This window comes from Collinsella sp. AM24-1 (assembly GCF_003470325.1).
In the GTDB taxonomy this organism is placed as follows: Bacteria; Actinomycetota; Coriobacteriia; order Coriobacteriales; family Coriobacteriaceae; genus Collinsella.
The window spans coordinates 1-24340 of the sequence record NZ_QRHM01000028.1 but is presented as its reverse complement, the minus strand read 5'-3'; the positions used below and the strand labels follow the sequence as shown (position 1 = coordinate 24340).

17 protein-coding genes and 1 tRNA gene are annotated in these 24340 nt (G+C 59.6%); 4 read left to right on the top strand and 14 right to left on the bottom strand.

Annotation, left to right across the window (positions count from 1 at the left end):
• From DW661_RS09055 to DW661_RS09035, 5 genes are all read right to left on the bottom strand, one after another.
• On the bottom strand, nt 1-1703 hold a 1703-nt coding region (locus tag DW661_RS09055), incomplete at its 3' end, for a DEAD/DEAH box helicase family protein (RefSeq protein ID WP_158568437.1).
• A 9-nt stretch (nt 1704-1712) separates the two neighbouring features.
• Nucleotides 1713-3674, bottom strand: coding sequence for a site-specific DNA-methyltransferase (locus tag DW661_RS09050; protein WP_117583105.1), 1962 nt, complete (start codon nt 3672-3674; stop codon nt 1713-1715).
• Nucleotides 3675-3679: 5 nt separating this feature from the next.
• Nucleotides 3680-4276: a DUF4391 domain-containing protein gene (locus DW661_RS09045; protein ID WP_117583106.1), complete on the bottom strand. Its 597-nt coding sequence runs from the start codon at nt 4274-4276 to the stop codon at nt 3680-3682.
• A complete protein-coding gene (locus DW661_RS09040; RefSeq protein WP_199408858.1) occupies nt 4270-7497 on the bottom strand; it encodes a helicase-related protein in 3228 nt (1075 codons plus the stop codon). Before DW661_RS09040 ends, DW661_RS09045 begins: the two co-directional genes overlap by 7 nt.
• 411 nt (nt 7498-7908) lie before the next feature.
• A tRNA-Thr gene (locus tag DW661_RS09035) sits at nt 7909-7983 on the bottom strand.
• Nucleotides 7984-8143: 160 nt separating this feature from the next.
• Here DW661_RS09035 and DW661_RS09030 point away from each other — a divergent pair.
• The gene (locus DW661_RS09030; protein ID WP_117583107.1) at nt 8144-9484 is read left to right on the top strand and encodes a DNA-binding protein; all 1341 of its coding nucleotides are present in this window, start codon (nt 8144-8146) and stop codon (nt 9482-9484) included.
• A gap of 27 nt (nt 9485-9511) precedes the next feature.
• On the opposite strand, the gene DW661_RS09025 is transcribed toward DW661_RS09030, so the two are convergent.
• The 6 genes from DW661_RS09025 to disA form a co-directional block, all read right to left on the bottom strand.
• Nucleotides 9512-10189, bottom strand: a complete 678-nt coding sequence (locus tag DW661_RS09025; protein ID WP_006234978.1) for an NYN domain-containing protein — start codon at nt 10187-10189, stop codon at nt 9512-9514.
• Between the two features lie 3 nt (nt 10190-10192).
• Nucleotides 10193-11077, bottom strand: a complete 885-nt coding sequence (rlmB, locus tag DW661_RS09020) for a 23S rRNA (guanosine(2251)-2'-O)-methyltransferase RlmB (RefSeq protein WP_118935387.1) — start codon at nt 11075-11077, stop codon at nt 10193-10195.
• 143 nt (nt 11078-11220) lie between these two features.
• Nucleotides 11221-12687 (bottom strand): cysteine--tRNA ligase, encoded by a 1467-nt coding sequence (gene cysS, locus DW661_RS09015; RefSeq protein ID WP_117716890.1) that lies wholly within the window; start codon nt 12685-12687, stop codon nt 11221-11223.
• A gap of 3 nt (nt 12688-12690) precedes the next feature.
• A complete protein-coding gene (gene ispF, locus DW661_RS09010) occupies nt 12691-13185 on the bottom strand; it encodes a 2-C-methyl-D-erythritol 2,4-cyclodiphosphate synthase (RefSeq protein ID WP_117716889.1) in 495 nt (164 codons plus the stop codon).
• Complete coding sequence (ispD, locus tag DW661_RS09005; RefSeq protein WP_117716888.1) at nt 13175-13903, bottom strand: 2-C-methyl-D-erythritol 4-phosphate cytidylyltransferase; 729 nt, start codon at nt 13901-13903, stop codon at nt 13175-13177. Before ispD ends, ispF begins: the two co-directional genes overlap by 11 nt.
• On the bottom strand, nt 13903-14943 hold the full coding sequence (disA, locus tag DW661_RS09000; protein ID WP_369831362.1) for a DNA integrity scanning diadenylate cyclase DisA: 1041 nt from the start codon (nt 14941-14943) through the stop codon (nt 13903-13905). Before disA ends, ispD begins: the two co-directional genes overlap by 1 nt.
• Before the next feature lie 253 nt (nt 14944-15196).
• Between disA and DW661_RS08995 the strand changes: the two genes are divergently transcribed.
• The 3 genes from DW661_RS08995 to DW661_RS08985 all read left to right on the top strand — a co-directional run bounded on the left by DW661_RS08995 (nt 15197) and on the right by DW661_RS08985 (nt 17642).
• On the top strand, nt 15197-15781 hold the full coding sequence (locus DW661_RS08995; RefSeq protein WP_118935386.1) for a manganese efflux pump MntP family protein: 585 nt from the start codon (nt 15197-15199) through the stop codon (nt 15779-15781).
• A gap of 124 nt (nt 15782-15905) precedes the next feature.
• On the top strand, nt 15906-16337 hold the full coding sequence (locus tag DW661_RS08990) for a helix-turn-helix domain-containing protein (RefSeq protein WP_118935385.1): 432 nt from the start codon (nt 15906-15908) through the stop codon (nt 16335-16337).
• The gene (locus DW661_RS08985; protein ID WP_117629254.1) at nt 16338-17642 is read left to right on the top strand and encodes a type II toxin-antitoxin system HipA family toxin; all 1305 of its coding nucleotides are present in this window, start codon (nt 16338-16340) and stop codon (nt 17640-17642) included.
• 127 nt (nt 17643-17769) lie between these two features.
• On the opposite strand, the gene DW661_RS08980 is transcribed toward DW661_RS08985, so the two are convergent.
• From DW661_RS08980 to DW661_RS08970, 3 genes are all read right to left on the bottom strand, one after another.
• Nucleotides 17770-19227 (bottom strand): aminoacyl-histidine dipeptidase, encoded by a 1458-nt coding sequence (locus DW661_RS08980; protein WP_118935384.1) that lies wholly within the window; start codon nt 19225-19227, stop codon nt 17770-17772.
• Nucleotides 19228-19552: 325 nt separating this feature from the next.
• Nucleotides 19553-22195, bottom strand: coding sequence for an ATP-dependent Clp protease ATP-binding subunit (locus DW661_RS08975; RefSeq protein WP_118935383.1), 2643 nt, complete (start codon nt 22193-22195; stop codon nt 19553-19555).
• A gap of 300 nt (nt 22196-22495) precedes the next feature.
• On the bottom strand, nt 22496-24064 hold the full coding sequence (locus tag DW661_RS08970) for a threonine/serine exporter ThrE family protein (RefSeq protein ID WP_199584880.1): 1569 nt from the start codon (nt 24062-24064) through the stop codon (nt 22496-22498).
• Nucleotides 24065-24340: the final 276 nt, after the last annotated feature.

Sequence of the window (24340 nt, the reverse complement as noted above, 5' to 3'; positions counted from 1 at the left end):
TGGGGACACATGTATGTCAATCCTGGTCTAACAGAGCCAAAGATAAAGCGCGTGGGCTCATCGAACGACAGCAAGCGCTCCTTGTCCTTGAGGATGAGATCGTAGGCGCTCTCGTCATCGGACTCATCGCTGTTGCGCTTGAGCTTGGAGTCGATCAGGCGACGACTCCTCTTGTCAATGGAGAAGTATCCCTTATGGGTCTCATGTGCATCGATGCCGCGCAGCCATTCCAGATAGCGACGGCGCGCCTTCCCGAGACCCGCATCGAGCGAGGCGTCAAGGTTCTGCTGCCCGCGGCCGTACTCGTCGATGGCGCGCGCGTACTCCTCCTCAAAGATTCGGCCGTACTCGCCCAGGCCCTCCTCGCCGTCATCATCGTAGACACGGTACTTGGCGACCTCGTCGATAAAGAAGAGCGACAGGCACTTGATGCCGCGCGCGAACAGCGCCTCCTCCTTCTCCAGATGGCTTTTGATGGTCTCGCGGATCTGCACTCGGCGCATGTCGCGATCGGAAGAATCGCCGTAAACGTCGCCGCGGCAGAGCTCGATGCCGTTGAGGAACTTGACGTAGCCCAGCTGAACATCGCTGTCCGGGACGATCTCGGACACGGTGAACCCGTCGCGGTACGCCTCGAGCTCGCCGGACGCGGGATAGATGTCGTCCTGCTCGTAGAAGCCCTGCGCACGTTTGGAGATGGACCCCGAGGCGTTGAGTTTCTTGAACTCGATGACCGCCTGGGGCGGCTTATTCTTGGAAATCTTGATGTCCTGAAGATACAGGTAGCCGTCGGTTCCGCGCATGTTCTTGAGTTCGAAGCCCTTGACCTCGATGCGCTTGACCAGGCGCTGGTTGAATGCGTCAAGCGCATCCAGCACGTAAACGGCATCATGGGTAACCTTGTGGGTGGCGGAATAGTTGAGACACGCGATGGGACGGAAACGGGCGATGCCGGCCTGGGTGGCATTGCCGCCCATCTTCTGCGGCTCGTCCAGGATGACGATGGGGTTGTTGGCGGCGATCACGTCGATGGGGCGACGGCTCGCGAACTCATCGCGCTCGGAATACATGATACGGGCCTCCTTGGAGCGCCCGCCCTCCTTCATGGACGTATTGAACGCCTGCATGTTGATGACCATGACGTTGATATCGGAACTCGCCGAGAACCGGTCGATGTCGCCCAGGCGAGCGCTGTTGTAGACAAAGTAGCGGATGGCCTTGCCGTACTGCTCAAAAAAGTGCTGCTCGGTATTCTTGAGAGACTTGTAGACGCCCTCGCGAATGGCAACGGACGGCACCACGATGATGAACTTGGTCCAGCCATAGAGACGGTTGAGCTCGAGCATGGTCTTGGTATAGACGTAGGTCTTGCCCGTGCCCGTCTCCATCTCCACGTCAAGGTTTACCGGAGCGGGACCAGTGGCAAGCGACGAAGACTCGACGATCCGATTGCGGCGCTGTACCTTGTGAATGTTCTCGAGCAACGTGGCGGACCCAAGGGCGATGGGGGCATTCGCGTAGCCTTCAGATGCCTGGACCTGCGTCTCAAAGCCCGGCAGCGCCTCGGTGCCGTCGCCGTCCGCCGCGCGACCAAGGTCGCGCAGATAGGGCGAGGCGCCAGAGTTAGGCTGACCGGCGAAGACATCGGTCACCGCACGAGCAGCCTCAGTCTGATAAGGCTGGATTTTAAACTTGAACTGCATCCGGATCTCCTAGATCACCTTACGGATGGTGTCGGGACTGAAGGTTTTGAAGAGCTCCTCGAGGTTTGCCACGGCGGCATCGTTGGAAAAGCATGCGTCGCGGAAGACGGCGTAGAGCGGGCGCTCCTTGGCGATGGCCTCCAATGCCACGGTATCGACATCCTCGTCAAAACAGGCGATAAGCTGGCCGCCGTTGACGTCGAAGCACGCCTTGCCGCCGATTTCGCGCTCGACGATCTTCGCGGAGTACTCGATGCGAAACGCCGGCAGGACCTGGAAGAGGAGGTCAAGCGGCAGGGCGTCCTCAGCGGAGTTGTCGGTGAAGAGGTCGAGCGCGGCTTGCTCGTACTGCCCCGGCGCGGCGTACTCGTCCTTGAAGCAGGACTCATCCACGCGCAGCACACGGAAGCCGATGTCGGGCACGGGCTTGGGCTCGGCGCCAAGCTCAAGCTGCCTGCTGGCCTCATCGACCTCGGCCCTGATCTTCTCGCCTGCGCGGCGGATGCGCTCCTCGCCGACGTTACAGATCGTGGTGTAACCTTCCTTTCCTGCTTCGGTTGCTTCATCAACAACCTCCGGAAGCTGGACCATAATGAACCGACGCTTGCCACCGTCAGCAGCGTTCAAAGACATGACGGCATCGGCCATAGTCGCTGAACCAGAAAAGAAGTCCATTACCAAGGAGTCTTTTGAAGAGCCGATTTCAAGAATGCGGTTCATGAGAGCAGGGGGCTTGGGAAAGCTCATAACGTTCGATCCAAATAGCTCTTTAATTCGCTTCTTTCCATAGTCGTTGTTAAACTCCGCATCAGCCTGAAGTGACTTTGCCATCGTGAAGGCGGCAGAACCTTCCTCAAGATAATCCTTACGATACACACGCCACTCATTACCACACGGTTCGCCGAATAAATAGTTATTCTCTGATTGAATTTTCGATTTTGACCAAGTCCAACAAGTTGGAGTTCCGTCTGCGGCAAGCGGGAGACGTTCTACTGAGTGAGCTTCATCTTTCTCAAGGGCAACCGAGCCATCAGCCGGGGATATCCATAAAGGAAAGTAGAGGTTTGGACGTGTTTGCGGATTAAAGCTTTGATTTCGATTTCTTAAACCAATTGCCCTATATGAGCCCTTGTCATCTTTTCGGTCGTACTCAGACAACATCCTGGAATCTTTGGGGATTAGGTTTAGCGAGTTTCCACATGTATAGTTTTTGACCCAGATAAGGACCGGCTCGATTGTTTTAGCAATATAACGGTCAAGATTTCTACCACGAGGATTGACCTGCACATACAGCTTTCCCACATAATTGCCCGAGCCAAACAGTTCGTTACCTATCTTAAGCAGATTTTGCTCCTCGTTGTCATCAATCGAGATGAAGATCGCGCCATCATCGCTCAGCAGGTCCCTGGCCAGCATCAACCTGGGGTACATCATTGAGCACCAGTCGGAGTGGAAGCGGCCGTTTGACTCAGGGTTGGCCACCAGGCGGCCGCCCTCCTCGTCGTACTCGCCGCTCTCGGCATCGTATTCCGCGCGTGTCTTGGAGAAGTCGTCGTCGTAGACGAAGTCGTGGCCCGTGTTGTAGGGTGGGTCGATGTAGATCAGCTTCACCTTGCCGGCGTAGGTCTCGCGCATGATCTTGAGGGCCTCGAGGTTGTCACCCTCGATGTAGAGGTTCTCGGTGGTGTCCCAGTCCTTGGACTTCTCGGGGCAGGGGCGCATGGTCTTCTTGATGGGGCGGCGCGCTTCGAGCTTGGCCTCGCGCTTGCCGGGCCAGGTGAACTGGTAGCGTTCCCGCGGACCGTCAACGACCTCGCCGGAGAGGTCATCGCGCAGGGCATCGAAATCGACGGCAAGCGTGACCTTGCCGTCTGCGTCCATAGCTTCGGTCACCGCATCGGGGAAGAGCGCAGCGATCTTGGCGATGTTCTCCTGCGTGAGGTCGGGAGTCTCCTGACTGATCTTATCCATGACTGCTACTCCTCCTCAAGCCGTCTAAGCTCGGCCTGTTTCCGTTTCATCTGTGCAAACAGCTCGTTCTTTCGAGCTATTTGACGTTCTCTGCGGACCTTGGTATCGAGCGCGAAGACCTCAGCGCGCAGCCCGTCTATTTTCTCACGGCGATCAATTCTCGCCCAGACGTCGTGACCATCGAATTCTCCCAAAGCGACTTGAGCGAGCATGGAATCCCACACCATGTCGAGGTCGAAACCGTTCAAGGCAAGACGCTCGATATCCCGTGTCTCCAGCAGACGGCCCTCCTCGCAAATCGCGATATCGCCGGATCCGCTGTCGACAATCACTGCCTTGTTGGGCGTCGCGTTGCTCACCAGGCGCACGGCGCGCTCGGGCACCCGCTCGCCTTTGGGATCGATCCTTAGCACGAGTATCTCGTGCACCGCCTTGCCGTCGGCGATATTGGTCGTTGCCGGTTTGATGGAGTTTGCGACGACAATCGCCGCCACGCCGCCCGTAAGGTCGCGCCGGGTGGCGGCATCGACGTCCATGTGGCGGTAGAAGGCCTCTTTGGGCAGACGCCTGCCCACCTCGGTTGTTGCCGGAAGTCCTAGCATGGTTTTTTCACCACCAGGAAGCACACCAGCTCAAAGTCGTCGATACCCTCGATGTCGTTTTCCAAAAAGCCGGTCGTCCCGCCGCTGAAAAAGCTGTCGATATCGGACTCGTTTTTGCCCTCGACGATGGAGCCGATCGCACTTGCCAGCAGATCTGTTTGGGCGGCCATGTCGCGCCCGTCTTCGGTCTGGGCATTGTAGGCACGGCACAGGTCTTCGACCGGCTCCTTGACGCCTCGGCAGATTCGCCTCATCTCGTCCAGGATGTCCTTGGGCGTGGCGTAGCCATGCAGAATCGACCCATCCTCGCCAACGTACACCAGGTAGAAGGGGTGGATGGGATTGCCGGAAAGGCGATCGATGTTGCCGTTCGCGTTGCGCAGCACAAATATCGTGCCCGGCTCTTCGCCGGCGGCGACCGCCTCGATGCCGTATGGGACGTTTTCGATATCGGGATGCTCCTTCCGGTACTCGACCAAGTCCATACGGAAGTCGTTGAGGCCGAGGTCGGTGATGGAGATACCACTCTGCGCGTCCTCAAGGTCGACGACCTCGTCCTTCATGCGCTCGAGCTGCTGGCGACGGTATTCCAGGTCGCCCTTCTCGTCCTCGTTGATGTAGTCGTCGTCGCCCGTCGACGCCATAACCAACGCATGCATCTTGTTCTCCACGCGCGCCTTGAGGTTGATGTACTCGTCGAGCTCAACATCGGGCCAGAAGTTGATGAGCTGGATGCAGGCGTTCTTGGAGCCGATGCGGTCGACACGGCCAAAGCGCTGCACGATGCGCACCGGGTTCCAGTGGATGTCGTAGTTGATGACGCAGTCGCAGTCCTGCAGGTTCTGGCCCTCGGAGATGCAGTCGGTCGCGATGAGCACGTCGATGTCCTTGCCCTTGAGCCTCGGATACGCGACGTCGCGGTCCTTCGACACGGGACTGAAGCAGGTGATGACTTCGTTCATGTCGTTGCGGACGCCCTCGACCGAGCAGCGGGCGCTCTGCGAGCCGCCGGCGACCTCCGCCACCTCGAGCCCGTAGCGATCCTCGACATAGGCGCCGATGTTCTCGTAGAGGTAATCCGCCGTGTCCGCGAACGCCGTAAAGATCAGCAGCTTCTTGTTGCCCGGGTTTATGGGGTTCTCGACCTTGTCCGCAATAACGCGCCTGAGCTCGGCCAGTTTCGCGTCATGCTCGGCATCGATGGGAACGATGAGCTGGCGGATGTCCTCGAGCGCCTCGAGGTCCTTGAGCATATCGCGCTCCCAGCTGATCCAGTCCATGTCCTCGAGCGAGAACCTGCTCTTGGTGCCGACCGTGAAGTCGGTGTCCCCCTCCTCATACTCAAAGGTCTCGACGCCCTCGACCGACGCGCCGGACGCGCCGGCGCGATAGCCCTCAATAACCTTTAGATTGTGCCTAATGACCTCGATGATCTTGCCCAGCGTGATCTCAAAGGCGTAGACGGAGCTCTCCAGGCGCTTGAGCAGAATGGAGGACATGAGCTTGACCATTCCCTGCTCGCGGCCGCTGGTGGGAGGGCGACCATGCTCATCGGCGTACTTGGGCGCCGCGCTGGGATGGAGATAGACCGTGGGCAGGTAGACCGCGAGCGTGAGCGAGGCGAGTGTGTCGGCTATCTGCGAGTAGGTGCCCGCCTCGTCCGAGGTGGCCAGACTCGGCCGCAACGATACCGGCTTAAGCCTCTTGGGGAACGGGCCGATCGCGGATACATCGTAGTAGCGCTGCACATGTCTGCGCGAGCGCGCGACGGTAACGCGGTCGAGAATCTGGAAGAAGTTGAAGTCGAGCCGATCCGTCAGCGCCGTCGTGGTCCTATCGGCCGCGGGCAGCTCGGACCAGTCGCGAAACGCCCCCTGCGCATCGCGGAATACCTGATCGACCGGCTTGTCGAGTCCGAGCTTCTTCGACCACGCATCAGAATCGCCCTGATAGGCGAGCTTGAGCTGGTTGTGCAGATCGCGGAACCTGTTGTTGACGGGAGTGGCCGAAAGCATCAAGACCTTCGTCTCGACTCCGTCCTTGATGACCTTGTTGAGGAGCCTCTCAAAGCGATTGCCCTGCGTCTCGTCCTCGACCTTGGACGAGGTGTCTGCACCGTTGCGGAAGTTATGGGACTCGTCGATGACGACGAGATCGTAGGCGCCCCAGTTGAACTTCTCGAGGTCGTTGCCCTCGACCGTCAGTCCCTTGTCACGGGACAGATCGGTGTGGTAGAGCACGTCGTAGCGCAGGCGATCGGCGGCGATGGGGTTGTTGACGTAGTTCTTTTTGTATGTGAGCCAGTTGTCGGAAAGGCGCTTGGGGCAGAGCACGAGCACGTTGCGGTTGAGCAGCTCATAGTACTTAATGACCGCGAGGGCAGTGAACGTCTTGCCCAAGCCGACGCTGTCTGCGAGGATGCAGCCGTTGTAGGTCTGGAGCTTGTTGATAATGGCAAGCGCTGCGTCCTGCTGGAAATCGTAGAGCAGGTTCCAGACTTTGCTCTCCTTGAAGCCGGTCCCCTCTTTTGCAAGGTCATCCACCGAGACGTCCTCGAGGAACTCACTGAAGATACGGTAGAGCGCTGCGTAGTAGACCAGCTCGGGCGGGTTCTCGCGATACATTGTGGAGATGGAGTCGATTACCGCTTGGGTAACGTCCTCAAGCTCGCCCGAATCCCAGGCGGCATTGAACTGGCACAGGTACTGGCGCGCCATGTCCCCCGGGATACCCATAGTCATGGTGAGCTGCTTGCTGGGCGTTGTGCCCAGGGCGGACGTCGTCAGGCCCTCGATAGGCTGGAACGCCGCAGGCTCGGCACTGTCAACGACGAGATAGCCACCGGCCGCGCGATTGGCGTCCCGGTATGAGCGAAACTCTGCCTTCTGCCTGATCCACTCGGCACATTCGCGAGCGACGGCCTTCTGCCTGAGTTCGTTTTTGAGCTTGATCTCGAGGTCCGTGCCGCCGATGCTGCTCTCGCGGCCCATGCGCGGGATGTAGTATTCACGCTGCTCCTTTTGGGCCTTGACGGATAAGAACGTCGGCTCCGTATAGATAAATCGAAAGGAATCGCAAGACTCCAGCTGCTTCTTGAGCTCGCCATATCCATAAATCGAGAACAGTGCCGCGGCAACCGAAATACGGTCACCGTTATTGATTGCTTCAATAAGACCATCTTTAAGCAGCTCGTTTTGGTTATCAAAGCTCTTCAGGTTCATAAAACGCCTTTCGAATGCAGCGTCTGGGAACAAAATGCTCGGCGCCGCTTCTTGCATCGCTGTCGAGCCTTATCGGCACTTAAGCTATCAGTCTAAACCGAGACATGCAAAACGCCTTGCGGGGATGTCAATTATTCGGTCAGCGCGGTACCACAAGTATGGGGATTGGCGTGCGACTTTCATCTCAATCTGTAACACCTAGACCGATATCCCTCTCCTGTCTGTTACAGATCAAGATAAATGGACCGATCCTCGACCTTTCGTCTCGATCTGTAACAGCTAGAAACGATTAAGCCGTCTTGGCGTTATAGATTGAGACAAATTGGGGAACGAGACGGACGTCGAGCCCGATAACTCACCAAAATAAGAAACGGGCTCTGCTCCACAAGGGAACAGAGCCCGAAACTCTCATGGAGCCAGTGACAGGAATCGAACCTGCAACCCACTGATTACAAATCAGTTGCGCTACCGTTGCGCCACACTGGCACGCTTGGCGCTTTCGCGCGAAGCCAGTTAAGAATAAAGGAATTACGGACGGGGCGCAACAGACCCTTCGACCGATCACATCTCAAAACTATTCGTCAGAACGAATAGTTTTAATTACAATGGAATAGAAAAACTATTCGTTCTGGCGAAGGGTTTCGCGATGTTAACTACAAAGGAAGCAGCCGAGCTGCTCGGCATCACCCCGCGCAGGGTGCAGGAGCTCATTAAGAACGGCGCGCTGACCGCCCGCAAGGCTTCTGGCGTGTGGCTTATCGACAAAGACAGCGTAGACACGCGACTCCGCTCCGCAACCAAAAGAGGGGGACGGCCTCGTCGCGGGCATGGGAAAAGCGAAATCGCATTTACCCTCATGAACCGCACGCACGAAGTGGCCCAGCTGGTCTACAGCAGATCACGGAAAGACTTCACCCACATCGGCGCCGACGTCGATCGTGCCCACGCCCCTATTGGAGTTTTTACTCCCAGCAAACCTGTATCGCTCGACTCCTTCCGCATCTGGTGGCGCGGCCGCGGTATCCCGCTCGCACGCATTGGGCTAGCCTCCCTGCTTGCAGAAGCCGCAGTTGATGTTCCCGATGAACTCGTACAGCGAAATCTTGGCCTCTCCTTATCCGACCAGTATTGGATTAGACCCCAAGGCTCCGGTCTCGCGTGGAAAGATATTAACTTCTTCAATAATGCTTTTGACGACGTCTCTCTGTCCATCGCGCCCTTCGCCCCAGAGGGTAAGGCAGCTGCTGCAAAGCCCGACAACACCTCGGACGGCAATCTTCAAAAGTATTGGACGTGCGAGGGTGACCGTCGAATCCTCCACAAAGCAGGTGCACATCTAAACCAGGAACCTTATAACGAGCTGGTGGCGACTGCACTTCACCGTCGCATCCTAAACGCTTGCGATTATGTACCCTATTCGCTCGAAGGCGCAGGTACTTCTGCCCTGAGCACATGCGATGTCTTCTTAACTGACGAAGAAGAATATGTCCCTGCGTTCTATGTAAACCAGCACGCAAATGCGGACGACCGGCTAACCGACTACGAGCGATATGTAGCAAACTGCGAAGAGCTCGGGGTGACAGGCGTCAAGGATGCCCTTGACCGCATGATTGTATGCGACGACATCATCGCCAACTATGACCGCCATTGGCGTAACTTTGGCCTTGTACGAAACGTCAACACGCTAACCTGCAGACCTGCCCCCATCTTCGATTCGGGCTCATCGCTCTGGTGCAACATTTCTCTTGAGGAGCTTCGGGCAGGAGAGCACAGTTTTACCAGCGCGCAGTTTCATTCAAGCCCCGCGAAACAAATGCTGCTTGTTGAGGATATGAGCTGGTTTGACGGCGACAAACTCGAAGGCTTCGTTGACGAGGCACTCGAGATTCTGTCCAGAAACGACGCGCTCACGGCAAGGCTGCCATATCTAAAAGAGGCACTTACATGGCGCCTCCGTAGAATGATCGACATCGCTGAATGGAGTTAGCGAGACAGCGTCGCACCGTCAGCTCCCCTACCTCCCGCGGAGGGCCTTGAGCTTTGCCAGGGCATCGGGGCTCAGGCGGCTGCCCAGGGTCATCTTGATCTGCGGAGCTTCCTCTGCCTCGTGAACGTCGTTATCGATCTGCTTGATCTCGTCCACCAGCATGCGGCTCGAGATGCGCGTGACTCCCTTGCCCATGACGACGGCCTGGATCGTGCCGTCGCTCGACACCACGGAGCACGCGCGACCTTCCTCGCGCGCCTCAATGCAGAGCTTCTGCACCACGGTATCGGCAGAGACACCCGTCGGCGAAAACTCGATGCGCACGCCACGGGCCGGCAGGTTGGGGCGCTCGCTGGAGATATTGCCCGCACCGTCGAACACGATCACGGCCTCGTAGCGGCCCTGGGCAAAGGCGGCGACGTCGTTGATGAGGGCGGTGCGCGCCATATCGTGAACGTCGCTGGAATATGGATCGTCGGAATGGTCGTACACGAGCTTTTCGTAGCGCGGCGTGCAGTGGATCACGTTGTAACCGTCAACCACAAGCAGCTCGGGCTTGTTGGAGTGCACCGTCGAGACCGGATCGGCGATGGCCTGCGCAAACGCATTGCCGCCCACGCCATAGGTCGCGGCCGAAACAATCGGCTTGGCCGAGCCCTCGCCAAAGCGCTTGGCCTTGGACTTGGCGCGGTTCTTCTTGGACATGCGCTACTCCTCCCCCATGAGCTCGCCGGCGTTGCGACGCAGCCACTCAAAGCACAGCGCCGTGGTCGCCTGGGCAACGTTGAGGCTCTCGGTCATGCCGCGCTGGGGAAGCTTGGTTAAAAAGTCGCATTTCTCGAGCACCAGACGCGAGATGCCATCACCCTCGGAGCCCATGACGAGCGCCACGCGGCCCTCGAAGGGAGCATCCCAGCAGCTGCCCTCGGCGTGCTCGGAAGCGCCGCCCACCCAAAAGCCAGCGGCCTTAAGATCGTCGAGCGCACGGGCGATGTTGGGCACCTGCGCGATAGGCAGATGCATGACGGCGCCGGCTGAAGTCTTGTAGCTGCCCACGGTCACGCCGGCGGCACGCTTGTTGGCGATGATGACGCCCGCGGCGCCCACGACCTCGGCAGAGCGCACGATGGCGCCAAAGTTACCGTCATCGGTCACATGGTCGAGCACGATGACGAGCGCCGGACTGTCGCCCGCGCGGTCGAGAATATCGGCGACATCGGCATAGGGGAAGTTGCCAACCTCGAGCGCGATGCCCTGGTGAGCGCCATGGCTCGACAGTGCGTCGAGCTGCGCGCGCTGCACATACTTAATGCGGACGCCCGCGGCGTTGAGGTCGTCGACCAGACGAGACAGAGCGGCATCGCGCTCCCCGCCCTCGGCAATGAGCGCGCACTTGACGGGAAAACCGGTGCGCAGCGCCTCGGCGGCAGCACGACGACCTTCGATAAACTCGCCCTTGGGAACCTGGACGTTATCGCGGCCACGCTCGCGCTGGCCCTTGGGAGCGGCAGCGCGGTCGTTGCGGCGAATCGGACGCGAGCCAGAAGCAGCCTGCTTGCCCCCACGCGATGCACGCTTGCGATTGTCGGCCATATAACGGCCTCCTTAAATAGATAACGAACAAGAATCGACCGTCCGAGCCACGGCACCTTGCCTTTCAATCGTCGGGCATGACCACCAGGTCTATGCCCTCCTCTTTCAAGGCAATCTGCCGCACCTCGAACGGTCGACAAATACTAGAGACTCTTAATACGGGTGCCAGCGGCAGTATCCTCGATCGTCAGCCCGAGGTCCTTGAGCTGGTCGCGGATGGCGTCGGCCAGATCCCAGTTCTTGGCGGCGCGGGCCTCGGCGCGGGCCTCGAGAATCTTGGCAGCGGCCTCGTCCACGTCGTCACCCGTGTAGGCGACTAGGCCGGCGGCAACGCCCAGCAGGCCCAGCGGCAGCTCGACCTTGGGCTCGGGAAGCTCAACGCCAAATGTGTCGAGCAGCTCGACCAGCGTATCGGCGGCGGCAAGCGCGGCGGCCTTGTCGGCAGCGTCGCCCGCCTGCTCCAGGTACTGGTTGCACTCGGTCACAAAGCCAAAGACGGCGCCCATGGCGCCGGCGGTGTTAAAGTCGTCGTCCATGCACTCCTTAAAGGTGGCACGGGTCTCGGCGGCCTTGGAGGCAAACGCCTCGGATGCTGCCTCATCGGCGTCGGCCGTCGCATGGTTCGCGGCCCAGCGCAGGTTCTCGACCGTACCGGCGATACGCGTGAGCGAGTTCTCGGCACCCTCCAGGCGCTCCCAAGAAAAGTCGAGCGGCGAGCGATAGCTCGTCTGCAGCATCAGCAGGCGCAGGGCGGCAGCGGAGTGCTGCTCGAGCACCTCGGCCAGCGTAAAGAAGTTGCCGAGCGACTTGGACATCTTCTCGCCGTCTACCAGCAGCATGCCCGTGTGCATCCAGGTGTTGGAGAAGCCCTGGTGCCAGGCGCAGGTGGCCTGGGCGCACTCGTTCTCGTGATGCGGGAAGGCAAGATCGGAGCCGCCGCCGTGGATGTCGATCGGGGTGCCCAGGTAGCGGTGCACCATGGCGGCGCACTCGGTGTGCCAGCCGGGACGGCCCTCGCCCCAGGGGCTCGGCCAGCTGGGCTCGCCGGGCTTGGCGGCCTTCCACAGGGCAAAGTCGAGCGGGTCGTTCTTGTCCTCGTTCTCCTCGATGCGCGCGCCAACCATAAGGTCGTCGATGTTGCGGCCCGAGACCTGACCATAGTTGGGATCGCTGCGCACGGCAAAGTACACATCGCCGTTATCGGCTGCGTAAGCGTGGCCCTGCTCGATAAGCGTCTTGATCATGGCGATCATGGGGCCGATCTCCTTGGTGGCGCGGGGGCGCACATCGGGATCGAGCACGTTGGCGGCGCGCATGACGCCGATGAACTTGTCGGAGAACTCCGTCGCGACCTCGGCAGCCGTACGGCCCTGCTCGTTGGCGCGCTTGATGATCTTGTCATCGACATCGGTGAGGTTCTGGGCGAACGTGACCTCGTAGCCGCTCGCGATGAGCCAGCGACGAATCACGTCAAAGCTGATGAACGTGCGGGCATTGCCGATGTGGATGTTGTCGTAGACCGTGGGGCCGCACACGTACATGCTGACCTTGCCGGACTCGATGGGCTGGAACTCTTCCTTTTTATGGGTAGCGCTATTGTAGATACGCATTCGTTACTCCTTAACGGTTTTCTGTAGCAGGCAGACGGCCCAGGCACCGATTCCCTCGCCCTGGCCTTCCCAACCGAGCTTTTCGGTCGTAGTGGCGGCGACGCCCACGTTTTCGACGTCAACGCCCAAGGCATGGGCAAGGTTGGCGCGCATGGCATCGCGGTGCGGGGTGATCTTGGGCTGCTGACAGGCAATGGTGCAATCGGCATCGACAAACTCAAAGCCCAACTCGCGCGCATAGTCCATCACGCGAGCGAGCAGCACCATCGAATCGGCACCCTCGTAGGCGGAATCGGTGTCGGGGAATAGCTTGCCGATGTCTCCCCCGCGGCAGGCGCCCAGAATGGCGTCGGCCAAGGCGTGCGCAAGCACATCGGCATCCGAGTGGCCCAGCAGGCCGCGCTCGTAGGGAATGTCGACCCCGCCGATGATACATCGACGCCCCTCCACCAAACGGTGGACGTCGTAGCCGTGGCCAATGCGCAGGTTACTGAACATGGGGAAGGTCCTCTCCCTCGGCCATACGGCCAAGCAGAATCGCGGTTACGGGGCGCAGGTCCTCGGGCACCGTCACCTTAAGGTTATCGCGCGGGCTCTGGACGCAGCGGACGCGCCCACCCATGCGCTCGACCAGTGACGAATCGTCGGTACCGATAAAGCCCTCGGCAATGGCTGCAGCGTGGGCGCGCTTCATAGCATCGACGCTAAAGATCTGCGGCGTCTGCGCGGCCCAATAGAGCTCGCGCGGCGGCGTCTCGACGATATTGTCGCCGTCGACGATCTTGAGCGTGTCGATCGCGGGCTGGCCGCACACGACGCCGTCGAGCGAGCGGTCACCCACAAGCACGTCGATCGCGTGATCGATGGCCTCGGTCGTGATGAGCGGACGGGCGCCGTCGTGGATGGCGACATATTCGAAACCCGCCGGTACCGCATGCACGCCGGCACGGGTGGAGTCCTGGCGGGTATCGCCGGCATCGGCAAAGCTGATGGGCGTGCTATACGAATACGGGCTGATGGCCAGGCGGCGCATCTCGACACGACGCTCGGCAGGACACACCACCACGATGTGACCGACCTTGTCGCTACGATCGAACGCACGGATAGACCAGCTCATGAGCGGACGGCCCGCCACGTTAACGAGCTGCTTGCCGCCGGGATTTCCAAAGCGCTGGCCGCTGCCGCCGGCAACGACCACGGCGCATACGGGAGCCATTATGCGTTCCCCTGTTTGGTGCCCTTCATGCGGTACAGGGAGTCCGCAAGAATGGCAGGGTTGTTAACGCCAAAGTCGCCCAGGCGCTCCGGATCCTCGCTGATGTCGTCCATGAGCTCCTGCAGCGATCCATACTCGTCGACGATTTTCTCGGCCACGCCGTCGCGCACGACGGACACGCGCGAAAGCGTGCGCAGGCCCAGCGGTGTCATGACGGAGTCCTCGTCCAGGTCGTCGTAACCCAGAACCGCCGCCACATGCTGTGGGTCGGACAGGTCCTTAGGTGTCATACGGCTTAGGTTGGCGCGAATCTTCTCGGCATTAGCCTCGGAAGAATCACTTGCGTAGTCGCGGATCATCAGGTCATACTCGGTATCCATGCTGGAGCCCGCGAGCTGCTCGAGCTGCATCTGCACGAGCTTGCCCTGGTTGCCCAACTTGACGATGCAATCCTTAAGCTCGGTCTTTGCCTGCTGCATGATCTCGAAGCTCGAGAAAATACCGGTAATGTCGGCGAGCGTAACGTAGTCGTCGAGCTCGAGGGCCGTCAGGCGCAGCAGGGAGCGGTCGAGCGACTGACGGGTAGTCTGGAGCGTGGCGACGAGCTGGTTGACCGAGCTCATGATGGTGGTGACGGGCTGGATCTCGTAGCTCTTGCCGTGAACGTACACGTTGACGACGGCACGACGGGCCGAGACCGAGATCACAATGGCATCGGTGAGCACCGACATGCGAGCGGCGGTGCGATGACGCATGCCCGTCTCGCTCGTGGCAAGCGAGGGATCGGGATTGAGATGGAAGTTGGCGCGCAGGATCTGGGTGAGGTCGCCGTCGATGACGATGGCGCCGTCCATCTTGGAGAGCTCGAACAGACGGTTCGAGGTGAACGAAATGTTGAGCGGGAAGCCGTCGTTACCGGCAGCGAGCACGTTTTCGGTGTCGCCAACGCAGATAAGGGCGCCCAGGTGACCGGCGATGATCATGTCGAGGGCAGTGCGGATCGGCTGACCAGGTGCCGTCAGGCGGATGGCCTGTTCCATACGCTTTTGCAGCTCGTTCTTATCCAAGGCATCGCTCCCATCGTATACGCTCCATAAACGCTAATTAGTTTCTCACGGTTTGTCCCCGCGGCGCTCGCGAAATCCGATGCTTACAGAATGAGCGAACACCGCTAAGATAGCTAATTTGGGACGGGCTCTTTTGACTACCCAATCAACCATGTGCCAAGGTTAGTCTTTTTGTTGCTCCCCCAAGAGGTACACGCGGGCCCGCCCGCAGAGAGGGAGCCAGACTATGGGACTCGCAGAGCTCGTGCTGCTCGCCGTTGGCCTTTCGATGGACGCCTTTGCCGTATCCATCTGCAAGGGCCTTGGCATGAAGAAGATCAACCTTAAGGTCGCCGTAGTGCTCGGCCTGTTCTTTGGCGGCTTCCAGGCCGGCATGCCCGTGATCGGATGGGCGCTTGGCAGCCAGTTTATGGGCATCATCGGCCCCATCGACCACTGGATCGCCTTTATCCTGCTCGCCTTCATTGGCGGCAAAATGCTGTGGGAGGCCTTTACCGAGGACGAGGACGAGGATGAGGGCGACGGCGAGGATGCCGAAAAGATTGACCTGGGCGAGTACCTAATCCTCGCCATCGCCACCTCAATCGACGCCCTAGCCGTAGGCATCTCATTTGCCGCGCTCTCGGTCGACATCATGCCCGCCGTGTCGCTCATCGGCATCACGACCTTTATCTTCTCCGTCGCCGGCGTAGCGATCGGCCACACCTTTGGCGCGCGCTACGAAAAGCCTGCCACCATCGTGGGCGGCGTCGTGCTCGTCTTCATCGGGCTTAAGATCTTGCTTGAGCATCTGGGGATTCTCGCGATATAAAAAACGCCTCTCATAAGCTCAACGTCAATGTAGAGGTCTCATGCAGAGTTTTGCATAATACCTTTTCGTGCAGGCTTTTGCATGTCATACTGATATGCAAAAGTCTGCACGTTAGGAGATCGCCATGGATACCCTTCCCATCACCACACCGCGGCAAGCTGGCATCTATGTGCGTCAGGCACGCGAGGCTCAGGGTCTCACCCGTGCCGCCCTCGCTAAAAAAGCCGGTGTTTCGGAGCGCCTGCTCGCATCGCTCGAGCTAGGAGACGCCACTGGCATTCGACTCGACAAGCTGCTGACTGTCTTTAACGCACTCGGCATAGGCCTCTTTGCGCAAAGCGATAACGACTCCATCGCATCGCCCTCCGAACATCCAACGACGATAGCGGACCTCCCTATCGCGAACTCGAATGCCCTGCCAAAGCCAAGCGTAGGCAGACGACCCGCTCGACAAGGAGCGCCATCTTCCTATGGTGCCTTGCTGGCCCAAATCGCAGCCGAGCAAGGCCTTACCGACACTTCAGACCTCTCCTTTGGCTGTAAGGTTGTGAAATAAATGGCAGAAATGGAGCTTGCGACCCTCATTTGTGGCGAAATCGCAGGCACTCTCCGGCAAGACGAGCATGGACTCTGCAGCTTTGTATACGCCCCAACCTATCGCGGGGCACCGCTATCGCTAACAATGCCGCTTTCCAATCGCACGTATGGCCATAACATCGTCCGCCCGTTCCTATTTGGCCTTTTGCCCGACAGTCAAGAGCAGCGTCGCGCCATTGCCACCGAGCATGATGTTGCATCTAACAACCCCGTCGCCCTCTTGTGCCATATCGGTCTTGACTGCGCGGGGGCCGTTCAGTTTTGTCGAGCCGATCAATTAGACGCCGTCCGTGGCAGGGTCTCCGCATACCGCCCGCTTACCAATTCTCAAATCGCTCACAAGCTTAAAGCAATTCGCGATGACGAAAGAGAGACATGGATGGGCTCCAACGAAAGCTGGTCCCTGGGCGGCAACCAAGGCAAATTTGCACTAGCTTGGCATGATGGCCAATGGTACGAATGTCTAGGGTCATCCCCCACTACCCATATCTTCAAAAATGGTGTCGTCGGGTTCAAACATCAGGCCTTAAACGAATTCGTCTGCATGAAAACGGCTCGGCGTGTTGGCATTCCAACTGCCAACGTCTCCTATTGCACATTTGAAGACGAAGCCGCACTCGTCGTTGAACGGTACGACAGAATGGTCAATAACAGCGGAAGTATCGAAAGGCTGCATCAGGAGGACTTTTGCCAGGCGCTCGGTGTATTGCCAAGCCAGAAATACACCGCCGACGGAGGACCGACTACACGAGACATCCAAGAACGACTGATTAACACAGTCCCCCACCACATGAATCTTGTGCTTTTTACCTATATGTTGTTCTATAACGCCATTATCGGAGCGCCTGACGCACACGCTAAAAACTACTCGCTCATCCTAGGCAAAGGCACAAACGCGGCACTCGCACCCATGTACGATGTCGCATCGGGCTTGGCGTATGAGAGCATGCGACGTCGGGCACGCCTTGCTATGAGCGTTGGCGGCGAAAATCGTGTGGGGCGCATCGGTCCAGGTGCTATCCGCCGATACCACGGTATGGGCGACCCCGCGCTGGAGACGGCGCTCACCGATGCCGGGCTATCCGAGAAGTTTTGCTTTGCGACCATGATGGACCTCGCCTACGAGGTACCCATTTGCATGGAAGAGGTCATGGACGAATACGCCGACCTGCCCGGCATGGCGGACCTGCGCGATCATATGCTCGGCCCCGTCCGCGAAAACTGCCAGCGAACCCTCGACCTCATCAGGGCGGATATGGGCTAGACGCCAATCAATTTCCCATTTCTTAAAAGAAGAGAGGGGACACCTGTCGCAAAAGACCGGGTACCCCCTCTCGTAATGTCATTTGCAATCCGCTAGCACGTGGCTCGGACTGCTGCTAGCGCAACCTTTACGCGGCGAGGCGCTTGAGCACGTCGATGAGCAGCTCGTAGAAGCGCTCGGCAGAAGCGAGCTCCATGCTCTCGTCCGGGGTGTGGACATCGGAGAGCGTCGGGCCCACGGCGATGGCGTCCAGGCCGTGCAGGGCCTCGGCAAACAGGCCGCACTCAAGGCCGGCGTGAATGGACTCGATGCGCAGCTCGGAGCCAAAGAGCTCGCGATAGCTCTCGACAAAGACGTCGCGGACCGGCGAATGCTCGGCATAGCTCCAGCCGGGATACTCGAACTCAAACTTGGCGTCGAAGCCCAGGACATCGGCAAGCGTCTGCAAACGATCCTTGAACTCGTTCTGCAGCGAGGTGATCGAGGAGCGCGGGGAAAGCATGATCTTAACCTCGTCGTCAGAGGTGGCAACCACACCGATGTTGGAGGAAACCTCGACGGAGCCGTCGGTGGCGACGTTGCGGCGAATCACGCCGTTAGGGGCAAGACGCAGGGCGCGGATGAGGGCAAGCGCGGACTTCTGGTCCATGGCCTCGACCTCGGCGTCGTCGGCAATCTCGACGGTGCAGGTAAAGCCGGGGTCGAAGACCTCGAGCTCGGCAGTAACGTCGGCGATGATGTCCTTTGCGATCTGGGCCGCGGCCTCGGCGGCAGCGTGGTCGGCATAGACCAGAACAGCCTTGCACTCACGGTTGATGGCGTTGTCCTTGGTGCCGCCGTTAAAGCTCACGATGGCGGGCTCGCCGGCAACCATCAGGCGGTCGATGATGCGGGCCATGATGAGGTTGCCGTTGCCGCGCTCCAGGTGGATATCGCTGCCGGAGTGGCCGCCCAGCAGGCCGGAGATGTCGAGCGTGAGGGTGCTACCGGTCTTGTGCTCGCGCGCGATGGGGCAGGTGTAGGTAACGACGACGCCGCCGGCGCAGCTGACGGTGGCAACGCCCTCTTCCTCGGAGTCAAGGTTAATCATGGTGCGGGCGCTGATCTGGGACTTGTCGAGCGTCTCAGCGCCAACCAGACCAGTCTCCTCGTCGGTGGTGAACACGCACTCGAGGGCCGGATGAGCAATCGAATCGTCGTTGAGCACGGTAAGCATCAGAGCGACAGCAATGCCGTTGTCGGCGCCCAGGGTGGTGCCGTTAGCGGTGAGGACGCCGTCCTTGACGACCAGGTCGATACCGTCGGTCGTAAAGTCGTGCTCAACGGAGCCCAACTTGTCGCACACCATATCGATGTGGCCCTGCAGCATCACGGTCGGGGCATTCTCGGCACCGGCAGATGCGGGCTTGCGAATGATGACGTTGTAGACCTCGTCCTGATACACGTCGAGGCCGCGCTCCTTGGCAAACGCAACCAGGAAATCGCTGATGCCCTTCTCGTTGCCAGACCCACGGGGGATCGCGCTGACCTCCTCAAAGAAATGGAACAGCTGGGCAGGCTCGTAGCCAGTAATCTTGTAGTCCATGGTGCCTCCTTGGCGCAACTGGTTAGACAGTAAGACATGCGACTTGTATATTCCCAGACTTTGCGTGCATAAACCAGTCGAAAACGCCGAGCGCCCTTGCATCATCGGCTAACGGCGGGAAAACGCCACTTTATTAAGATAAAGCATGTTAGACGGGCCGCGCCGAAGGGACGTTGGGCCCTTCAACCAACCTCAACGCTTGATCAACGTTTATGCATACGCCATTGATATGTTTAATGAGATCTACTTTGAACGAAGGGGCCTTTCCAACAGAAAAAGGGCGCTCCTTTGGAACGCCCTCGTGGACACAAGGTTTTGTTACGCCCTACAGCGCGCCAGAGCCGGCTTGCATCATGCCGCCGGGGCCCGAGGTCACGCCGCCGCTCACGGGCGCGGCGTTGCCGGTGTGCGGTGCCGCCGGGGCGGTATCGCCACCGAGCGTGCCCGCCGGACGCGGTGCCGGGATCTCGCCCGTGCCATGGCTAAAGACAAACTTGCCATCGGCCACGTCGCACAGGACGGTATCGCCCTCACCCCACTCGCCGGCCAGAAGCTCCTCGGACAGCGGGTCCTCGATGAGCTTTTGAATAGCACGGCGCAGCGGACGCGCACCGTTGGTGAGGTCGGTGCCCTCGGCCACGATCTTGTTATAGGCCGCATCGGTGAGCTTGATGTTCATGCCGTTGGCAATCAGGCGCTGGCGCAGATCGTCCACCAGCAGGTGAGCAATCTTGGTCAGGTTCTCGCCCGAGAGCTTCTGGAACACCACGATGTCGTCGATGCGGTTGAGCAGCTCGGGGCGGAACAGGCGCTTGAGCTCGCCCATCGCGCGGCCGCGGATCTCACTCGACGTGAGACCCTGCTCGCCGGTGGTGCCAAAGCCCACGCTCGCATCCTGCGCAATCTCGCGGGCGCCCACGTTGGACGTCATGATGATCACGGTATTGCGGAAGTCGACCGTCTTGCCCTGGCTATCAGTCAGGCGGCCCTCCTCCAGCACCTGCAGCAGGATGTTGAAGATGTCGGGGTGCGCCTTCTCGATCTCGTCGAACAGCACGACCGAGTACGGGTGGCGACGAACGGCCTTAGTGAGCTGGCCGCCCTCGTCGTGACCAACGTAACCCGGAGGGCTACCGATGAGCTTGGATACCTCGAACTCGCTACCGAACTCGGACATGTCGAAGCTGATGAGCGCATCCTTGCTGCCAAAGAGGTACTCGGCAAGCGTCTTGGCGAGCTCGGTCTTGCCCGTGCCGGTGGGACCCAGGAAGATAAAGCTGCCGCCGGGGCGACGCGGGTCCTTGAGGGGTGAACGGCTGCGGCGCACTGCCTTGGCCACGGCCTCGACAGCCTCGTCCTGGCCGATGATGCGGGTCTTGAGCACGCTTTCGGTCTGCAGCAGGCGGCGGCTCTCGCTCTCGGTAAGCGAGGACACCGGCACGCCCGAGGTCACGGACACGATATCGGCGATCTGACTTACGTCGATGGTGAGCGGGCTGGCGTCGAGCTCGGCGGTCCAGGCAGCCTTGGCCTCGGCGAGTTCAATCTCGGCAGCCTTCTGCTGCTCGGTGATCTCGGCGGCCTTGTTCATGTCGTCGCTCTCGGTAGCCTCCTGTGCGGCAGCCTTGAGTTCCTCGATGCGATGCTCGGCCTCGCGCACCGGCTCGGGTGCGCGATTCGCGGCGATGCGAGCGCGGGCACCGGCCTCGTCAATGAGGTCGATGGCCTTATCGGGCAGGAAGCGATCCTGAATGTAGCGGTTGGAGAGGTTCGCAGCGGCCTCGATGGCACCCTGCGTGTAACGCACGTGGTGGTGCTCCTCGTAGCGCGGCTTGAGCGCAGTCAGGATCTTGACCGTGTCCTCGACGCTCGGCTCCTCGACATCGATGGTCTGGAAGCGACGCTCGAAGGCTGGGTCCTTGGTGAGGTACTTGCGGAATTCCTCGGCCGTGGTGGCGCCGATAATCTGGAAGGCACCACGCGCGAGCACGGGCTTGAGCATGGAACTTGCATCGATGGACCCCTCGGCAGAACCGGCACCGATGATGGTGTGCATCTCGTCGATAAACAGGATGACGTCGTCGGCTTCGGTGGCCTCCTGGATCACGTTCTTGAGGCGCTCCTCAAACTCGCCGCGATACTTGGCGCCCGCGACAAGACCCGGCAGGTCAAGCGTCCAGATGTTCTGGTTCATGAGGTTCTCGGGCACGTTGCCGGCTGCAATCTGCTGAGCTAGGCCCTCGACGATGGCCGTCTTGCCCACGCCGGGGTCGCCCAGAATGAGCGGGTTGTTCTTGGTGCGGCGCGAAAGGATCTCCATCATACGCTGGACTTCCTTTTCGCGACCAATTACAGGGTCGAGCTCGCCGTCGCGTGCCTTCTGCGTGAGGTTGGTCGCGAACTGCTTAAGCGTATCGGTGCCACTCCCCTTTTGCTGAGAGGCATCCGAGCCGCTAAAGAACGGCAGGCCCGCACCGGGACGACCAGCACCGGCGCCGGCGAGCGGACGCTTCTTGTCCTGGTCCTTGGCGGTGAGTTTCTCGATAGCCTTTTTGATGGAGGCGGACGACACACCCAAGCGCATGAGGATGTCCATGGCCATGCCGTTGCCCTCTTCGACGATACCGATGAGCAGGTGCTCGGTCGACACGTAGGTCTGGTTGTTCTCACGTGCCACGCGGAATGAACGCTCCATCACGCTGATGACGAGCGGCGTAAAGGCGAGCTTGGCCGCCTCGGTCTCCTCGCTGGGCTCGGGAACCGTGGTCTGGACCTCTTTGAGGGTGTCCATGATGTCGTCGTAGGAGATATCGAGCGAGCGCAGCGCCTCGGCAGCGATGCCCTCGTCCTCCTTGGCAAGCGCGAGCAGCAGGTGCTCGGTGCCCACCTTATTTGAGTGTAGATCGAGCGCCTCTTGCTTGGCCATGGACATGACCTTGCGCGCGCGATCGGTAAAACGGTCTAACATGCTAGTTCCTCTTAGACGAGCTAGTTTTTTTCAAACGCAAAGCGCCGCCCCGCGGCAGCGCTTTGGTCTCTTTACCCATATGGATTATATGTTAACCGTTGGGACCTTTCCCGCCCGTAGCCGCGTGACAACGTCTACAAAAAAGGAATCGCCAGGTGCGTCTGCATCGGCCCAACGAGCGTGGATTTTCGGACACCCATTCCATGAACGTGGATAATCTCCCGTTTTGAGCCCGTAAACAGGCCAAAAACGGGAGATTATCCACGTTCATGTTATGCGGATCAGTTTCACTTGCGCCAATTAGCTAGTGTGGCGCCAGCGAGGGTCGGTGAGCGTACGCGCCACGCCCAGGCCAACGGGCAGAAACGCCACGATGAGCACTGCACGCACAAACCAGCCGAGCATATTGACCGTGTCGAAGGTGCACATGTAATACATCGAGCGATACAGATACAAGCCCGGCACCATAATGACAATCGACGGCACCGTGAGGGCGATGCGTGGGTAGGTGAGTTTGATTTCGGCTAAGCTCGCGAGCAGTCCCGATACCAGCGCGCCGATAAACGCTGCTGCCTCGGGAGGCATACCCACGCTCAGACCCAGGAAGGGAAGCAGCGTCGGCGCATCAACGAGCGTAAGGCGCAAGGTATTAGACACGGCGCCGATGAGCCCTGCCGCCGCTGCCATCTTTACCGGACTGTTGAACATAACCGAGAAGCCAAATACTCCGACAAAGCTCATCACAATACGCAAGAGTGTAAGAGCCAACGGTGAGAGGCCGAGCGGGGCAAAATCATCCGGCGCCAGCCCCACACACTCGGCAACCATCCAGCCTACGAGGGTCGCCATCACAATAATCGACACAGCATACGAAAGACGCTCAATGCCGCTTCGCATGTCGAGCTTAGCGATGTCGAGGCCTGCCGTAATGAGAGGAAAGCCGGGGATCACAAAGAGCATGGCGCCGATATAGCCTTCTTGGTGCGACATTGCCCCCGGTATGACCTGGCCAAGGCCAAGCAATGCCAGCAGATACGAGACGCAAGCGAGTGCAACGCCGATCGTCAGCGCGCTAAACTGGCCAAGGCCCTGCTTGAGAATATGGGAGCGCGCAAAGTTGCCGACACCAGCGCCCACAAATGCACAGGCCATCTCGATAGGGCCGCCGCCGAGCAAAAAGACAAAGGCGCCGCAAGCACAGGCCGCCGCAATGCCCTGTTGCCAGGGAGTGTAATCGGGTTTTGAACTCTCAACGGTCTTGAGCATCTCGTGGTACTCATGCACGGTAAACCGGCGCCCGTAAACCTCGATTTCCTTTAAGAAGCTCTCCATCATCCATATGCGATGAGTATTGACCCCCGTTGTGGGTAGGCTGACGACCTCGTTAAAGCAGTGACCATCTTCGATACAAGTACACTCAAACGACAGGAGACTTAAGTCAACGTGGATGGTGACACCGAGTACAGCGGCGACGCGATTCATGGTATCGCGTACACGCCAGGCACCCGTTCCGCTCGCGAGCATAAGCATGCCGGTGCGGCAAATGATGGATGATTTATCGGTGAGCGGCGCATCGACGGCAAGCTCACCGCCTGCCGTCACGATCTGGCACCAGTCGGTTTTCATATGGAGGGCGCCGGCACGAACACCGTGGTGCAGAGGGACTCTTGAGAGCAACGAATCATGGCGCGAAGGCTGTGGGGGTTCCGTCGATTCGACCTCGTCCTCGTCGGGCCCTTCATCAACAAGGTCGAAAGCATCGAGCGACGCCGGCTCGCGACGATCGATCAGCTCCTCGTCCTCATCGTCAAAGTAATTGAACTGATCGAGCATGTCCTCTTCGATTGCACGATCGCTCGCGTCGTCCATACAGACGCTCCCTTCCTACCGACTAACCCCCATCCTAGGCAGCGACGGCTAAAGGAAACATAAAAGAGACGACTGTCATGCATGGAAGGCGTAAACCCCCAATGCACCGGTAGACCCCAGGCGGCTAGGACCGTCCCCAAGTGCCGGCACAAGAGGAACGTCCCTAAGTGCCAACCAGGGCAATACCACAGGTGGAGGACGGACAGACACTATGACCCAATCCAGGGGCACGGAAACGACAGGAGCCCCCGCTCGTGACCGCGGGTCGGGGCTGCG

Excerpts from the sequence above, each read along its gene's own strand:
- ispF (WP_117716889.1), bottom strand. The coding sequence starts at position 13,185 with ATGTTCAGTAACCTGCGCATTGGCCACGGCTACGACGTCCACCGTTTG.
- DW661_RS09045 (WP_117583106.1), bottom strand. The coding sequence starts at position 4,276 with ATGCTAGGACTTCCGGCAACAACCGAGGTGGGCAGGCGTCTGCCCAAA.
- DW661_RS09050 (WP_117583105.1), bottom strand. The coding sequence starts at position 3,674 with ATGGATAAGATCAGTCAGGAGACTCCCGACCTCACGCAGGAGAACATC.
- DW661_RS08985 (WP_117629254.1), top strand. The coding sequence starts at position 16,338 with ATGGCAGAAATGGAGCTTGCGACCCTCATTTGTGGCGAAATCGCAGGC.
- ispD (WP_117716888.1), bottom strand. The coding sequence starts at position 13,903 with ATGGCTCCCGTATGCGCCGTGGTCGTTGCCGGCGGCAGCGGCCAGCGC.
- rlmB (WP_118935387.1), bottom strand. The coding sequence starts at position 11,077 with ATGGCCGACAATCGCAAGCGTGCATCGCGTGGGGGCAAGCAGGCTGCT.
- DW661_RS09025 (WP_006234978.1), bottom strand. The coding sequence starts at position 10,189 with ATGTCCAAGAAGAACCGCGCCAAGTCCAAGGCCAAGCGCTTTGGCGAG.
- DW661_RS09040 (WP_199408858.1), bottom strand. The coding sequence starts at position 7,497 with ATGAACCTGAAGAGCTTTGATAACCAAAACGAGCTGCTTAAAGATGGT.
- disA (WP_369831362.1), bottom strand. The coding sequence starts at position 14,943 with ATGGAACAGGCCATCCGCCTGACGGCACCTGGTCAGCCGATCCGCACT.
- DW661_RS08970 (WP_199584880.1), bottom strand. The coding sequence starts at position 24,064 with ATGGACGACGCGAGCGATCGTGCAATCGAAGAGGACATGCTCGATCAG.
- cysS (WP_117716890.1), bottom strand. The coding sequence starts at position 12,687 with ATGCGTATCTACAATAGCGCTACCCATAAAAAGGAAGAGTTCCAGCCC.
- DW661_RS08995 (WP_118935386.1), top strand. The coding sequence starts at position 15,197 with ATGGGACTCGCAGAGCTCGTGCTGCTCGCCGTTGGCCTTTCGATGGAC.
- DW661_RS08980 (WP_118935384.1), bottom strand. The coding sequence starts at position 19,227 with ATGGACTACAAGATTACTGGCTACGAGCCTGCCCAGCTGTTCCATTTC.
- DW661_RS08990 (WP_118935385.1), top strand. The coding sequence starts at position 15,906 with ATGGATACCCTTCCCATCACCACACCGCGGCAAGCTGGCATCTATGTG.
- DW661_RS08975 (WP_118935383.1), bottom strand. The coding sequence starts at position 22,195 with ATGTTAGACCGTTTTACCGATCGCGCGCGCAAGGTCATGTCCATGGCC.
- DW661_RS09030 (WP_117583107.1), top strand. The coding sequence starts at position 8,144 with ATGTTAACTACAAAGGAAGCAGCCGAGCTGCTCGGCATCACCCCGCGC.